Origin of the sequence: Rufibacter latericius (assembly GCF_003721515.1) — a bacterium.
GTDB classification, from domain to species: Bacteria; Bacteroidota; Bacteroidia; order Cytophagales; family Hymenobacteraceae; genus Nibribacter; species Nibribacter latericius.
Genome location: NZ_RJJD01000008.1, coordinates 1 through 14,895, shown reverse-complemented (window position 1 = coordinate 14,895; position 14,895 = coordinate 1). Strand labels below are relative to the sequence as shown.

Here is a 14,895-nt window from a genome sequence, read left to right as displayed (position 1 = left end):
TATATCTTGTATAGGCCTATGGAAAAACAAGGCTATCCGATCTATGAATTTGATTATGCCTTAAAAAGCTGCGTTAAATATGCCTTGTCTTCTAAGTACAGAATATTCCATATCCATTGGCCATCCAATGTTATTTTCGGGGATAGCTTATTCAGGGCAAACCTTAGACTGAACCTATTCTTTGCCTTTATAAACCTGATTAAACTGTTCAATAAAAAGGTAGTCTGGACGGTGCATAACCTGGAAGACCATGAGGGAAAGTTTCCTTCGCTTCAGAGGAAACTTAACGATTTCATGTTCAAGAATGTGGATGGGTTTATCAGCTTAAATCAATCTGGATTAGATCTGATCAACCAGAAGACACAAAAGAACCAGGCAAAGAAATTAGCGCATATCTACCATCCGCATTACAAGGATTATTATAAAAACGAAACCAGCAAAGTCCAGGCCCGGCAAAAGCTGGGCATCGGGTCAGATAAGTTTGTTTTCCTTTTTTTGGGCCAAATAAGGGCTTACAAAAACGTCATCGGACTGATCAAGGCCTATCAGGAACTGAAGAACCCGAACACTTTGCTGCTTATCGCGGGGAATGTGCATGAGGATATCAAAGAGGAACTTGATCATCAATTGAAAGGCGCAGAAGGCGTTTTGTTTATGGATTCTTTTGTAAAGGACGAAGATCTTCAGCTGTATTTCAATTGTGCTGATGTCGTAGTGACCCCTTACAACAAGATCTTTAACTCTGGATCGGCCTTGCTGAATCTTAGTTTTGGAAAGCCAACGTTAGCCCCAGATTTATGGGCTTTGTCTGAGTTAAAGCAGTTGGTGGGTTCCTGCTGGATTAAAACCTATCAGGGGCAGATTTCTGCCCAAGTGTTGGAGCAAGGCATGTTAGAACTCAAAAACGAAACAGAGAAGCCAGGTAACTCACAGCCAGATATTTCCTGCCTTGATCCCGAGACCATCTCCGCTGAGACGATTGCCTTTTATAAGTCTCTATTGTCCTGAGTTTTTAATTGAAAATCTAAGGGCTTATTTAACCCGCTTTATAAGAAATTAGTCGGTATTGAATTGCTTAATTAAAAGAAGTAACTTATAAGAAAAGTAATTCAGTTTGAAGCTTATACTGCTTTTTTCAAAATATGCCATTGATTGTTTGAAACTGTAATGGAAGAAGTATGAAGAACGTTGTTTTACTGTGCTATGGTAAAGAGATTGAATTCAAAAGAACGCTTTTTGCTGTTTTAAGCTTTTGGAGCTGGTATGATAGAAGTAAAGGAGGAGTGAGGGTGATTATCTATACCGATAACCCAGACTACTTCAAACCTTACCTAGCCGATTTCGAGGTGTCGTATGTGCATGTTCCTTTGTCCGAGATTGAGGAAAGTACCAAGAAATCTGGCCTTATTTACCGGTTCAAAATATCCGTAATTGATAAAACCTATCAGCAATATCCAGAGGATGATGTTCTGTATATTGACACTGATACTTTCTTCATCACCAACCCGCAGAATCTTCTGGATAAACTGGTGCCGGGGCAAAGTTTTATGCACCTACGGGAGCAGACCTTTGAAGAAATGGTGTCGGTTTATAAGTGGTTGAACACTGAAACGCTAGATGCCCAGGAATTCCCCCGGTCTTTCCTGAACCTCATAGAAAGCAAGACTTTCAAGGTAGGAACCCAGCAAGAGCAATTCAACCGGCTGCAGCACGTGTGGAATGCGGGGGTAATTGGAATGCCCAGGACCATGAAGAAGTTTATCCCAGATGTATTTGCCCTTTCTGATGAATTTTTTCTGAAGACTAAATGGCGAATAAGTGAGCAACTTGCTTTTACGGTGGTATTGAACGCTGCTTCAAAGATCCAGCCTTCCGGCGAGGTTATCAACCATTATTGGCATTACAAAGACCGGGTTGACCCCAGGTTGAATGAGCTTTTTACGCACGATTTCAGAAAACTCAACACAAACCGGCGGTTGATAGCGGTAAGAAGAGTTACTCAGAAACTGGATAAGCTCATTTACCATGAGCAGATGATGACCAATACCAAAAACTACCTTCGGGAGAAAGACTATAAGAATGGGGTAAAGTTTGCTTTCAAGGCCTTGAAAGGAATGCCTTTGAATGATGACTTCGTAAAAATTCTAAAATACAGGTTCTCAAAAGTCGCCTCTTAAGGGAGAAGGTTTAGGTGTTTTTCCCGTAAAACAGAAGATCTACAGGAAATCAGGAGCAAGGAGCCTGATAATGGATTTGTCATAACGCACCATGTATGGAATATTTTTATAACCTGAAATCAAGAGCCGTTCTCACGTTTCTGCTAAAGGTATTCTTTGTGCTTTTGGTGCTGAACCTCCTTGTGCTTTCCCTTGAATTTTATTTGGAAAACTACACCTCCTCCAATCTTGCCTCCAGGTATACTTTTAAGAACTACGTTACCGGCATGTTCTATTTTGATGGGGAGAAAAACATTCCTACCTATTTCTCCACCGGTAACTTCCTGTTCAGCGCAGCCCTCCTTTTCCTGATCTCGAAACACGTGAGACTGGGTCCAGAGCCACTCTATCATAGAAAATGGTTCTGGCTTGGTTGGCTTTTTGTGTGGCTGGCTATTGATGAGCTGTTCGCTCTGCATGAAATAACCGCAAAACCAATGCGAACGGTTCTGCAGCAGCTGTTTGGACAAGATAATCTGGGTCTGCTGCACTTCGCGTGGTTTGTGCCTTACGGGCTGGCCATTCTTCTGGTAGGGTCTTATTTCGTGAAGTTTGCCTTTTCGCTGCCCAAGAAAACGCTGTACAACTTTTTAGTGTCGGGCTTCATCTTCCTGGCGGGTGCTGTAGGAATGGAAATGGTGAGTGGTTTGATTGTGAGCAGTAACCTCATGTCGGTCTATAAACTGGTGACCACCTTAGAAGAATCTTTGGAGTTTATAGGAAGCATTTACTTCATCTACTCCCTAATTAAGTATATGGAAGGCCAAAAAAGCTTAACAAATGTGAGGCTGAACGTTTCCATCAATACTCCCAAAGAGAGAGAAGAAACCCCAACCGAAGCTATAACGAAGTTCTCTGGCCCAAAGGGTAAGAAAGTAACCTCAGGAAAGGCGTTGTAAGGACCATTACTTACCAGTAATTCGTCCGGAGCCGGAGCATCACCATCCACAACCACCTATGATTTCGTTTATCGAAAAATCAGAAAGACAAGAAAAATTCCTGCAGATGATAAAATTCGTCTTGGTAGGAGGGGTGTGCGTTGTCTTTGATATGGCTATTTTTATCCTGCTTATTGACTTCTACCATGTCAATTATATGGTGGCCAATTTTAGTTCTACCATACTGGCCATCCTCTTAAACTATCTTATCTCTAAGGTTTGGGTATTTAAGTCTGGCAAGTACTCTTCCAAAGTAGAATTCATCGCTTTTATGTTTTTCTCTATTGCCGGTTTACTGATCAACCAAGGGCTGGTGTGGCTGTTTGTGGAGAAGGTGATGCTCGAACCCAAATCCGGTAAATTCCTGGCAATTCTGCTGGTAGCGGTCTTCAACTTTGTGACCAAAAAGGTATTTGTGTTCAAAGGATGAAAACACCTTTGGCTTTTCTCCTTTCTTGAGGATGGGAAGAAAGGAGGTCAGCTTTACCCGAGGTAAGGAATACTAAGTAGTTGAAGGAAGAAGGACCCTTTTGATTAGTACGTTTTTCAGTTGTTTTCAGAAAACAGAGCTTAAAACAAGGGTGTCTCATGGGAAGAACACCATCGTTTTAAGCTCTTTGTATTTATCGCGAACCTAGGTGTAGGTTAATGAACGGAAGTTTCTCTTAGCCTTTCCAGGGGCGGCTCAGATCAGTTGCTTTGATCTGGGGGTTGCCTGAACTTCACCTTCCGGACTGAACTGCCTCTTTTTATCTTTCCTTAAATCAAAAGTAAGGGTAATCAGATCCTTTTGGGTTTCTAAGTAATCTATCAGGAACTTTATAAAGAACAGGATTCCCAGCATCTCAAAGGACTCTTCTACGGTAGTGGCAACTTTGTAAGGATAACTGTACTTGCCATATAAACCCATCAGGAACTCCCCAATCATTTCTACACCCAAAGCCCCAAAAACAACCATGCCTCCTGATAAAACAAAGCCAACCATGGTTTTCCTGGGAAGCGCCAGGAACCAGTTGATAAAATAGACAAAGGAAAAGACGAGAACTATGAAGTAGGGGATGAAGCCGGTGAAACGGACAAAAGAAATGTCATTCCCTTGATTGAGGTACTTGATCAAAAAGATAAAGGGCAACCCCATTATTTCATGCAGCATCAGTAATTCATCTAAGGCTAAGAAGATGAACAGAAAACCCATCAGGTACCATCTTTTGTAGAACCCTGGCTTTTCTGATTCTTTCACCACCTTCCCGATGGTGAACAACAGGCCGGCGCTGAGGATGAGGTTCATAAAGGAAAAGTAGGTAGGGATGTTTTTTTCGCCATTGCAATCGAACATTCCCACCAGATAGGTCCTGAAGGTATAACTATTGGCAATTTTCGGGTTGACGGCTATAAACTTGAAATAGTGGTCTAAGGTGACGGCAATCAGGCTCATCATAATCACTCCCACAAATATTTTCAGGAGGAAAGAAAAGACCCTTGATGAGTTCACTCTGGTTAAGTTTTCCATAAAATTCTTGTTTTTGTTTAGGCCCCGGTTTGGTGAAAACAGGCCTAAAACGCTTTAAATAGCAATGGTGAGAGGTTAACTTTAATCCTTGATTCTTTTCCTTTGTCAGTGAAGGCAACCTTGGACTTCACTTTTGTAGAAATTCCGAAACAACATCAATTTTTCCAAGACTGGGTGCTCTTTCTTTTGCAAATCATGTGTTGTAAATGACTGGCCTCGGGCATAGGAGAATTCCTGTCCGTTTCTGAGGTAAGTAACCTGCTGGACTTTATTCTTTCTGACGTATTTCCTGAACTGGAAGTACACTAGTTGTCTCTGCTCAGCAGCAAGTTTTTGGAAGAAAGGGTCAGAGGAGGAAATGATCTCCACCACGTCTTTTTGATAATTGAAAATCTGCGAAGAGACCGGTACCAAGAAATGGTTTGTTTTGCCCCCTTCCGTTCTAAGGTTGGAGAACATGGCATAGGAGGTTTCGGTTTTTAATCCCAAATAGGGGCAAAAGCCGTTCAGAAAAACAAGCACCGGAAATAAATAAAGGGAATAGTGCGCCCCTGCAAAAACTTTGCTTTGGGTCTCTTGCCGACTAGTCTTCAAAGACAGAAGGAAGAGGATGATAAACGTGACACTGTACCCCGTCCAGACTAAGTGCCTGAAATAGTCATCAGTTCGGGTATAGTAGTGCACCAACCCCATTATCACTATTAATGTGGCGGCGAATAAGGTAAAGTTCAGGACATTGAAAGAAGCTAAGCGCTCTTTGATAAGCTTTTTCCCTTCAAGTAGTTTTCCGTAGATTTTTTTAATTATGGCGCTAAAACTTGCATCAGTCAACAGGAAATATAGAGCAAATACAGTAGCCGAAAAGTCATAGAAGCCATTCAAGGGATTGTAGGCGAGAATGCAGTGAAAAACCAAACCCAGCAAGATGCCCCAGCGGCGTGTTCTCCCTAAAACAATCAAAATAGGGATGAGTGCTTCTATCAGGATGGTTAGGTAAATGTTGAGGGTGATAACGTCTTTGCTGGTAGGCAACAGATTGTAATAGTCGTTTTGCAAGACGAGGAACCTGACCGCACAACTAGCCGCCGGATCAAAAAAGCCCGAGTTCAGTTTATGGAAAAAAGCGAAAAAGTAAAGCGTAATCAGCTCCAGATTGACCAAAGGGGAAAAGGTGTTAAGAAACTCGGCCTTGTCAATGTGAAAGCTTCTTCGCTTCACCACCAGGTACAGATAAGATTGCACGATGGTTAAATTGATGAAGGCAGCTAAAACCCAGTGGTTCGAAGTGTCAGGCATTTCTGAATACGCCTGGTACATCTGTATCAAGGCAAAGACCAGGAGCCTTGCAATGGACGAAGGCTTCGCCAGTAGGGCGATAGCCGTAAGGGTTGATAAAAAATAGGTAAGATTAAGGGTGAAGGAGTTGTGGTTTGCCATATGGAAAATGGAGGCAATGGCCCACAAGCAACAGAAAACCCGATATTTTACTTGGAAGTGGGTATACTCTTCATGAGAAACTGGCTCCTTAAAAAAGCTATCCTGGGTGATTCTCTGCCCGGTAATTTTTTTTTCTAAAGAGTTAGAAGTACTGGCCATGATTTGATAGATGAAAACCCAGGTGGGTTTCTGGGGTGAAATGGGGGAATGTGATCAAAAGTGTGGAATCCATCCCGTAGCTGAAGGCCCTAGCTACGGGATGGATTTTGTTTTACTTTCAGAAAATGGCCCTAAAAAGAACCCTTTCTCTTGGTTAGGAATAGATAAAGGAAGTTGCTTAAGAATAGCTGTTTCTTAATGCGCGCACTCCTGAACGCCGCTTTTGTTGAAGTACCGGTAGTACATGAGTTTCTCCAGTAAGTAATTGTCTTTCTGTAATAACTCATCATTGGCGGTTGCCTTATCAAGCTCGAAAGTTTTAAGTACTCCGTTTCTTTTGTAGGTAACAAATTCAGGTCTTTCTGTTCTCACAAACCTACGGAACTGAAAGAAGGTCATGAGCTTGTCTGCTTTCTTCACATTCTTCAGGTGGTACTCAGAGGTTGAAACAATCTCAACAATATCCTTCTGATAATCAAAGATCTGCAAGCTGGCGGGAACAATGTAATGGTTAGAGATTCCACCTTCGGTTCTTAGGTTAGAGAACATGGTGTAGGAAGACTCGGTTTTCAGACCCAGATAAGGGCATAAGCCATTCAGGAACACCAAAACAGGGAAAAGCAGAAGTGAATAATGAGCATAAGAAAATGGATTGGTCTCTTTTTCTTTGTCCTTTTCTTTGGTGTTCATGGACAGTGCAAAGATGCCGATGAAGACTAAGCCATACGTGGTCCAAACAATGTGACGGAAATAGTCCTGGAAAACTTTGTTGTAATAATAGATCAGGTAAAGGGTGAAAAGGAGGCTAACCGTAAAAAGCACAAAGTTTACGATGTTGAATTGCAGCAATTGTTTCTTCAAGACACCTTTACGACGAACGAAGTTCTGGTACAAGGTTTTGATCTTATAACTGAAACTAGTGCTGGTGAATAAAAAGTAGAGGGCGAAAACGAAAGAGGAGAAATCGTAAAAGCCGTTGATTGGGTTATAGGCAATAATGAAGTGGAATACCAATCCTACCAAGATTCCCCAATACCGCAATCTTTTGAATACAAGCATCAAGGGAATGGCCGCTTCTAAGATAAGGGTAGCATAGATGTTCAGGGACAACAATGCCTGATCTGAGGGCAAAATGTTGTAGTAATTGTTCTGCATTAAAATAAACCGCACCGCACAGCTTGCTTCCTCATCAAAGAAACCGGCATTCAGTTTATGGAAGACCGCATAGAAGTACAGAACGATCAGCTCTATTTTAACCAGTGGGGCAAAGGTGTTTAAAAACTCAACTTTGTCAATGTAAAAGCTTTTCCTTTTTATGATGAGGTAGACATAGGAATGCAGGATGGTAATATTGACAAAAGCCGTTAACATCCAATGGTTACTTATTCCGGGTAAATCCAACGTTGCCTGGAACATCTGCATGGAGATGAAAATGATCAGCCTTACAATGGAAGAAGGCTTGGCGATGAGGCCGATGGCGGCGCTGGTAAGGAGGAAAAAGGTTAAGTTCAGGGTGAACCCGTTGTAATTGGCCATGTGAAAGATGGAGGCAATGGCCCACACACAGCAAAAGATCTTGTACTTTAATTGAGAGGCAGCATACCTTTCCGGCGAAGAATACTCATTTAAAAAACTATAATAATTGATGCTCTGGGCTGTAAACGCTTGTTTAAATGAAAGTGACGGAATACTCATAGCTGCATCTGGGATTGATAGTGTATAAATTTTTTCTATAAGATTTAATTAAGGTAGGTCTGTCTCAACTGAGCTTCTTGTTAGAGGCTTTCATCAATATTCCCCGAATAAGTCACACTAGTGTTTTCGTGTTGACTTACCGTTTGGCAACTTTCTGCCAAACCATTTTGATGGATAAGATAACCTGGTGACTAGGTTAAACGCTTGTGGTTGGGTAGTAGAAAGAAGAGAACGGGTTGTTACAAGGCATTTTATAAGATTTATTCAGGCCCATGTATTTCACTGTTTTGCTTTCATCCATCCGGTTGATGAAGAAGTCTGTACAGGTGATGTAGTTATGGACCAGCTTTGAAAGCAGGCGTGAATCATTGGCATTGACGCCCAGGTAATAACAGGACTTCAGGTTAATCTGCGTTTTGAGACTGTTATTAATATAATGGGTCTTAAAGTAATCGTCTACGAACTGCTCAACTCCTTTCCTGTCAAGTTTAAGGTAGCTCAGTTCCTTGGTAATCACCCCTATGGCTGCTTCCTTGATGGAAGTAGACATAAAACCCAGACTCGGTAAGGCTACCATCGCCGCTCCGGCCAGGCCCGTCAATCTTAGAAAGTTTCTTCTGTTCATATTGGTACTAATTATTGCCCTAGCTCATTCAGAGGATGGTGCTATTTCTTTCCCATTCTGGGAACCTGTTTAAAAACTCTTGTCAGCCGCATGCAGTGACAGCGCCGATAAGGTAAGGGTAGGGTTGGCCGGAGTAAAAGTGGTAAAACTGCCGCTTCCCAAGACAAACAGGTTCCGGTATTGATGGTGGATCAGGTGTTTGTCAATTACCCCTTCGGTTGGGTTAGCGCTCATTCTGGTGGTGCCAAGAATATGGGCCTCAGATTCAATTAAAGGCGAGTATTCTATTTTCTCTACTGGTAAGCAGGCCAGAACACCGGGTAATTTGGCTTTCATGTACTCAATTCCTTTCATGGAATATTCTGAAGGCCCTTTGTGGGTGACCGCTGGTTTCAGTCGGTCAGAAGTAGTGGATACAAAGTTTCGGGCTTCAGGCAAATCTTCGAAGATCATCCGGAAATTGATCATGTGACGCCATTTTCCGCGTTCTAACCTAATGTAAGGCGCGTTGTTTGACTCCATCAGGCAGGCAGCCGAGTCTTTGCGGTGGTCGCCGTCATATAACATGTACCCGTTGGCGTTCACCCAGGTACTTCCTCCCACATTCTCCAAGTTGTCCAGATACACCGATGCTTCCAGGGCCACTTGCTCCCCCAGTCCTTTCCCGGTGAACGGGTTGGTGTCACCGGAATTCAGGAGAATGTTTGCGTTGAATATGGCATTGGTGCCCAGCGCAAAGATGTCCGCTGAGACATGGTATTCTTTCCCATCTTTGGTGTAGTTGGCTTTTCTGGCTTTGTTTTGCTCCAGATCAAGGCTATACACCTGGGCGCCGTACACCGTTTCCACCCGAGGATCGTCATATACTCCCATGTTGGAATTCTCCACCGTGAACTTGGCATTTACTGGGCACACGTGGCAGACAGCGCTGGCACAGCAGGCATTTCTGCCGTTCACCGCTACACTGGCTCGGGCCGTAGGTTGGTTGATGTATAGATTGCCGTATTCTTTGTGCAGGATCTTGTCTACCGTGGTAAACACATGGGGTGGAAGCGGATACCGTGATTTCTTGGGGAAAGGCGTTGCCTCAGGACCCGAAATATGCATGAGTTCCTCCACCTGGGAATAGTAGGGATCCAGGTCCTCGTATTGGAGCGGCCAATCATTAGCCACTCCGTACAAGGATTTCATCTTAAAATCTGATGGCATAAAACGGGGAGTACACCCATACCAGCAGTTAGAACTGCCTCCAAACCCTTGGGTAAACATCCACCTCTTTTCTGGCGTGAGATTAGCATATGTTTCTTGGGCATCTGGGTTCAGTTTGGCATAAGGCGTTTTTTCTCCCCTTCTTTCCTTTACCCGTTCCATATGCGGGAAAAAATGCCCTTTTTCTAAAACAAGAACTCTGGCTTTAGCCGGGGCTTTACTCAGGTACTTATGCAGAAAAAACGTGGATGCGAAACCAGTGCCTATTACCACCAGATCGTAAAACGTGTCTTTCATGAATTTACAGGTTAATTGCTTTGACCGAGGTTAATGATATCTAAAGGGAGTAGGGAAGACTAGAAGGACTGCTTCAGGAACCAATTCAGGGCAGGGATATCAAAGTAAACCAGCGCCATTAAAAGACCGGTGAACAACACCACATAAAGCATAAAGAAGGTTTCTTTGTGTAGCTTTTCAGGGCCTTGTACCACAGAGTCTTTGCGCAACCCAATCTGTAGGTACCAGGCAAAGAGCAAGGCGAAGAAAGGGAAGCTAATTAACAGCTCTATTTTGTTCTTGATCAGGAAAATACCCAAAAAGAAAGCAGAAGTGATGGCATAGAAGAACATGGAGATAAGCAGGCTGTTCTCAGTGTACCGCTTAAATGACTTCCGGTACAGGCCCGCTAACTCTGGATTGTTGATGTACCGGTATTCCGCAAAACGTTTGGTGGCCATCAGGAAGGCACCGCCCATCCAATAGGCTACAATGATGCTGCTTGGGGGAATAAAGGCCCACATTGGGTTCAGCATGCTTTCCGGTAAAAGGGCGGTAGGCACAAAAATAAACCATCCCAGAGCTAACCTGATGGGGTTGTTAACTGACTCAGACAACACATCTAGGTACACCCGCTCTTTGGTCCGGAAGGGTCTCACATTATACATGATGCCCATGAAAAGCAGAAATGCCTCCAAAGCCAGGAACGGTAACGAAATAAAATAGGAAAGGGAAAGGCCCAGAACTACCAATAATAGATACTCAGTATAGACATAAACAGGGCTTAATACAGTTACTACCGCTGATCTTTTCTTTTTCTCTGGGTGGTAGCGGTCAAACTCCGCATCCAGGTATTCATTGATGGTGTAATTGGCCGAGGCTATGAGGCAGGTACTTACAATACCTATCACAATCCTAAGCAATAAGGTCAAATCAAGGGAAGTGTCATACACCATAAAGGCGAAGAGCATTCCCGGAAGCATGAAGATGTTCTTGAACCAATGATCAGGTCGGGCAATGGCCACATACTCCTTAAAACCGGCGGGTCTTAGCACCACTTGAGGGGTAGGTGTTTCTGGAAAGGTAACTGTTTGAGACATAGCGTGTTTTTAGAATTTATGCTTAAATAGAATTTACAAATTATTTGATTTCGTAGATTGTATAGGATGATAAATGAAACTTTCGAATATTAACTATGATGTTTTAAAGGTTAAAATCATGCCAAGAAATTTTGGAGAACCATTTTTGTGTATAATCCTAAAATATCCCTTTCCTGATAAAAAATTTAAATATTCCTTTTAAATAGAATGTGAAACTTGATGATCAGGAGATTTTAGATATTCCCAAAATGAGAAAATTTGTCCCAGGTTGAGATTGATAGTGGAGGTAGCTAAGCGGGTTTGCTTCATTCTACTAAAACCATTATCAAATGAAAGCGCAAGAAAGGGTGTTAGAATATGGTACTAATTGTTCTTAATGTTTATGCATTAATAAGAACGTAAATACTTCTTCAGAGAAGCGTCGTGAAGAACAGTGCTTATATTAAAATTTAAAAGAAAGTTTTAAGGCAAATATTTTAAGTGAAAATAAGGAAGTAGTGTTAATAAAAAATATCTGAATATTGTCTAAACTAGTTCTTTTTTGGTCCTGCTTCTTTCCAGGTTTTGGGTGAGTAAATGGTAAAAATCAAACTCATTAAAAGGCTTTTTATCAACAATTAGGTACGGCATTCCAGCCCTTATGGCGCACTCCCCATCCAGTTCCTGCCGATCTCCAATAAACAAACACTCATCGGGTGACACCCCAAGTTGGGCCATGATGTACAGCAATCCCTTTGGGTTTGGCTTCAGCTGATCAACTAACTTACTGGTGGAAGAAACTACAACATCAGCGTTCAGATTCATAGCTTTTAGTTTTTCAACGGCTTCATAATCAGAGTATATGCCGATTTTAATCCCTTTTTTCTGAAGTGCCTCAAAAAAAGCCTTAACTCCAGGATATACACACCCAGGGAGATATTTATTTGGGAACTGGAACATCCAGAACTGCACTACCTTCTTTATTCTATCTATTGGGAAATTGCCTTTAGAAGCACACCATGCATATTGAGCGTTCTCCAGATCACCGGTAGCTCCTGATTTCTTTTCACGTTCGGCTCTGAAATGATGTAGAATTAACATGTCCTTCAATTGCCAGGGCTTCAGAGCATAATGCCGCATTAAAGAAAACAACATCTTTTTGCGAAGCCTGGACTGGTTATAAAGGGTGCCATCTACGTCAAAAATAACGGCTTTAATCTTCTGGAAATCTACAGGAGAAATGCTCTGCATTTTGATATTAAATAGTTAATTAGTTGATGATTATGTTTTATGCTCCTTTTATAAAAATCTGCCTGAAAACAGCAGGGAAAAGGGATAACACAAGTGACTCAGGGTTTTCCTTGGTTTTCTTCTTTGTTCCCAAACAAGAGACTAAGCCTCTAAAAGCTTGCTCTTCAACTTCCAATCAGGAATAATAAAGGCACTCTACTTGGAGGTTGCTGAAGTTGTTAGCTTACCTCTTTTCACCTCTTGGAAGCCTTTCCCTTGATCTTAACCAATGGCCTTTGTCCCTTTTAAACCATTTCTCCTTATTCAACAAAGGATGCTTCTAAAGCTTAATATTAAAGAATTATCTTTATTTATAAAAAAATATAGAATAAATAAAAATTTTCTGGTATTATTATTGAGTGTTTAGAAGGGTATTGGTATTAAACCAGTATATTATAGGAAATGTTGTAGCTCTGGTTTATTGCTTCCAGTAGTATAATGCTTTTTCTTTACACAGAAACTCAATAAAAGAACTTACCCCTTATTTCCTCAGGAACGGCCTTGGTAACATGCTGACACACATAGGTAATACCAAAACCCTTGTTAACGAAAATTCGATTAGTTCTGCTTCAAAGGGCAGAGCAACCCGGATATGGAAGCTTGTCATTTGGGGACTTCTAGTAACAGGAGTATGCTTACGGATCTATCATTACCTAGTTAACAGGTCTCTGTGGCTAGATGAGATCTACCTAGCTTCCAGCTTGGTTAATATGGATCTTCTGGACCTGATTTTTTCTGACCTGGAATACCAGCAGAAAGCGCCCCTCGGATTTCTGCTGATGTGTAAGCTAACTGTAGTGCTTTTTGGGGGAAGTGAAATGGCTCTTCGGTTATTTCCTCTCCTGTGCGGACTTGCTTCTTTGTATATCTTCCGGATAGTCTGTGGGAGATACCTGCAATTACCCGGCGTGGCGGTGGCCGTGGCAATATTTGCTTTTGCCCCTCCCTTGGTATACCACACCGTAGAGATAAAGCAGTACAGTGCCGAGTTGCTAGCCTCTGTTCTTTGCCTGTATCTGTATCTTGTTTACCACAAAAAGCGGAATTTTCGTTCCCTGATGCTCTGGGGTGTTTGGGGAGCCTTGATTATATGGTTCTCCTTTTCTTCCATATTCATCCTAGCCGGAATGGCAATCGGGGTGTCGCTTTACCACCTGTTCAGGAGAGACTGGAAATCGGTAATGAGGCTTTCTTTTCCCTTTGTTCTTTGGGCAATCAGCTTTGGGGTCAATTATCTGATAATTACTTCCAAACACACAGATTCTGCCTGGCTCATCCATTATTTTAAAATCAGGAACGGGTTCATGCCTTTTCCGCCCTCTTCCTTAAGAGACTTTCTATGGCCTATCCGGAAGGGAGTAAATAGGTTGATAAGGTTCCCCTTGGGTTTGCTGTGGGAAGGAGGAAGCCAGTTCGGATTATTGGGGTATTTTCTTAAAACACCTATTATTCCAATCCTCTGTATTGTCTCTGGGCTTATTACCTTTTTCAAAAGGGACCGGCAGACTCTCCTGGTTTTGCTATTGCCATATGTATTGGTTGTAGGAGCATCGGCAGCCGAGTTGTACCCTATGTATGAGCGCCTTACTGTTTTCCTGGCGCCTTTATTTATATTGATAATCGCCTTAGGAAGTGAGCAGATCATCCAGATCCTCCGGTCGGTGAGCAGGAGAGGGGCTTACGTTTTTCCCTTGTTGCTTCTTTTGGCCCCTTTCTGGGCAACGGCCAAGCAAATGGTGTACCCAGAGCTTCTAGGGGGCTATAAAAAGGCCTATTACAGAGAGGCCCTACTTTACATCAACAGCCAATTCAAAGAGGGAGATACGGTATACGTGTATTGGAACATGCTTACCCCATACTGGTTTTACAGGAAGACGCATGGGCTTGCCTTTCAAGCCAAAGAAGGCCAGGATTTTAGGGCCGTTTCAAACAATTCCCCTGATTACTTTGCCCGGCTGACCCCTGAACTGGAAGCTTTGAAGAAAAGCAAAAGGGTTTGGGTGCTGTATAGTAAGAACCGGGGAAGTAAGATTGGGGAATTTGAAAAGAGACCTGCCTGGTATTATAAGGAAGTAGTGGGCGGGAAGAAACTACATCAAAAGTTCTCTGCCATGGGCACCGAGGTTTCTTCCTACGAAACTCCTGAGCTCAAGGTGAGCCTCTTCCAGATGCAGACCGAGTAGCCTGTTTTCCTTTAAAAGGAGGCCAGCGAAAGGAACATTTTGGTTTATTCCTTCAAGAAACCCAGAGGTAATCCAAAGCAGAAGAAGCTTATAGAATCTTAGATAAATCATTTAATCATCAATAAAAGCGATCTACCTATGTCATTACCTTTACCTGTAGCCCCGGTTCTGCCGGGGGGTGAGGCCGTGTCGGCCCCGCGGCGGTGGGGCTCGGCGCGCTGGGCGGGGCGGCTGACGGCCCTGGCCCTGGCGGCGGGGGCGGCCCTGCGGCTCTTCCA

The 14,895-nt window shown here is 42.7% G+C and carries 12 protein-coding genes; 5 read left to right on the top strand and 7 right to left on the bottom strand.

What is annotated here, in order from left to right; all coding sequences use genetic code 11:
• Nucleotides 1-18 precede the first annotated feature (18 nt).
• From EFB08_RS12090 to EFB08_RS12075, 4 genes are all read left to right on the top strand, one after another.
• The gene (locus EFB08_RS12090; RefSeq protein WP_165864879.1) at nucleotides 19-1,008 is read left to right on the top strand and encodes a glycosyltransferase; all 990 of its coding nucleotides are present in this window, start codon (nucleotides 19-21) and stop codon (nucleotides 1,006-1,008) included.
• 281 nt (nucleotides 1,009-1,289) lie between these two features.
• Nucleotides 1,290-2,177 (top strand): hypothetical protein, encoded by an 888-nt coding sequence (locus EFB08_RS12085; RefSeq protein WP_125077727.1) that lies wholly within the window; start codon nucleotides 1,290-1,292, stop codon nucleotides 2,175-2,177.
• A gap of 95 nt (nucleotides 2,178-2,272) precedes the next feature.
• Nucleotides 2,273-3,115: a hypothetical protein gene (locus EFB08_RS12080; protein ID WP_123127230.1), complete on the top strand. Its 843-nt coding sequence runs from the start codon at nucleotides 2,273-2,275 to the stop codon at nucleotides 3,113-3,115.
• Nucleotides 3,116-3,221: 106 nt separating this feature from the next.
• On the top strand, nucleotides 3,222-3,584 hold the full coding sequence (locus EFB08_RS12075; RefSeq protein ID WP_165864878.1) for a GtrA family protein: 363 nt from the start codon (nucleotides 3,222-3,224) through the stop codon (nucleotides 3,582-3,584).
• A 255-nt stretch (nucleotides 3,585-3,839) separates the two neighbouring features.
• Here EFB08_RS12075 and EFB08_RS12070 read toward each other — a convergent pair whose 3' ends face one another.
• The 7 genes from EFB08_RS12070 to EFB08_RS12040 all read right to left on the bottom strand — a co-directional run bounded on the left by EFB08_RS12070 (nucleotide 3,840) and on the right by EFB08_RS12040 (nucleotide 12,395).
• Nucleotides 3,840-4,664 carry a hypothetical protein gene (locus tag EFB08_RS12070; RefSeq protein WP_123127228.1) on the bottom strand — a complete coding sequence of 275 codons (825 nt, stop codon included), beginning with the start codon at nucleotides 4,662-4,664 and terminating at the stop codon, nucleotides 3,840-3,842.
• 105 nt (nucleotides 4,665-4,769) lie between these two features.
• Entirely contained in the window at nucleotides 4,770-6,101 is a 1,332-nt protein-coding gene (locus tag EFB08_RS12065) for a hypothetical protein (protein WP_125077726.1), read from the bottom strand.
• A 354-nt stretch (nucleotides 6,102-6,455) separates the two neighbouring features.
• Nucleotides 6,456-7,796, bottom strand: a complete 1,341-nt coding sequence (locus EFB08_RS12060) for a hypothetical protein (protein WP_125077725.1) — start codon at nucleotides 7,794-7,796, stop codon at nucleotides 6,456-6,458.
• A gap of 355 nt (nucleotides 7,797-8,151) precedes the next feature.
• Entirely contained in the window at nucleotides 8,152-8,580 is a 429-nt protein-coding gene (locus tag EFB08_RS12055) for a twin-arginine translocation signal domain-containing protein (RefSeq protein ID WP_123127225.1), read from the bottom strand.
• A 69-nt stretch (nucleotides 8,581-8,649) separates the two neighbouring features.
• On the bottom strand, nucleotides 8,650-9,771 hold the full coding sequence (locus EFB08_RS12050) for a GMC oxidoreductase (RefSeq protein WP_227006317.1): 1,122 nt from the start codon (nucleotides 9,769-9,771) through the stop codon (nucleotides 8,650-8,652).
• Nucleotides 9,772-10,145: 374 nt separating this feature from the next.
• Nucleotides 10,146-11,165 carry a UbiA family prenyltransferase gene (locus EFB08_RS12045; RefSeq protein WP_123127223.1) on the bottom strand — a complete coding sequence of 340 codons (1,020 nt, stop codon included), beginning with the start codon at nucleotides 11,163-11,165 and terminating at the stop codon, nucleotides 10,146-10,148.
• Nucleotides 11,166-11,690: 525 nt separating this feature from the next.
• A complete protein-coding gene (locus tag EFB08_RS12040; protein WP_123127222.1) occupies nucleotides 11,691-12,395 on the bottom strand; it encodes an HAD family hydrolase in 705 nt (234 codons plus the stop codon).
• Nucleotides 12,396-13,144: 749 nt separating this feature from the next.
• On the opposite strand from EFB08_RS12040, the gene EFB08_RS12035 reads away from it, so the two are divergent.
• Nucleotides 13,145-14,617 carry an ArnT family glycosyltransferase gene (locus tag EFB08_RS12035; RefSeq protein ID WP_165864877.1) on the top strand — a complete coding sequence of 491 codons (1,473 nt, stop codon included), beginning with the start codon at nucleotides 13,145-13,147 and terminating at the stop codon, nucleotides 14,615-14,617.
• Nucleotides 14,618-14,895: the final 278 nt, after the last annotated feature.

Bases quoted from the DNA above. Each gene is read 5' to 3' on its own strand.
- EFB08_RS12080 (WP_123127230.1), top strand. From the start codon at position 2,273: ATGGAATATTTTTATAACCTGAAATCAAGAGCCGTTCTCACGTTTCTG.
- EFB08_RS12040 (WP_123127222.1), bottom strand. From the start codon at position 12,395: ATGCAGAGCATTTCTCCTGTAGATTTCCAGAAGATTAAAGCCGTTATT.
- EFB08_RS12075 (WP_165864878.1), top strand. From the start codon at position 3,222: ATGATAAAATTCGTCTTGGTAGGAGGGGTGTGCGTTGTCTTTGATATG.
- EFB08_RS12035 (WP_165864877.1), top strand. From the start codon at position 13,145: ATGGATCTTCTGGACCTGATTTTTTCTGACCTGGAATACCAGCAGAAA.
- EFB08_RS12050 (WP_227006317.1), bottom strand. From the start codon at position 9,771: ATGAAATCCTTGTACGGAGTGGCTAATGATTGGCCGCTCCAATACGAG.
- EFB08_RS12055 (WP_123127225.1), bottom strand. From the start codon at position 8,580: ATGAACAGAAGAAACTTTCTAAGATTGACGGGCCTGGCCGGAGCGGCG.
- EFB08_RS12090 (WP_165864879.1), top strand. From the start codon at position 19: ATGGAAAAACAAGGCTATCCGATCTATGAATTTGATTATGCCTTAAAA.
- EFB08_RS12060 (WP_125077725.1), bottom strand. From the start codon at position 7,796: ATGGCCAATTACAACGGGTTCACCCTGAACTTAACCTTTTTCCTCCTT.
- EFB08_RS12070 (WP_123127228.1), bottom strand. From the start codon at position 4,664: ATGGAAAACTTAACCAGAGTGAACTCATCAAGGGTCTTTTCTTTCCTC.
- EFB08_RS12045 (WP_123127223.1), bottom strand. From the start codon at position 11,165: ATGTCTCAAACAGTTACCTTTCCAGAAACACCTACCCCTCAAGTGGTG.
- EFB08_RS12065 (WP_125077726.1), bottom strand. From the start codon at position 6,101: ATGGCAAACCACAACTCCTTCACCCTTAATCTTACCTATTTTTTATCA.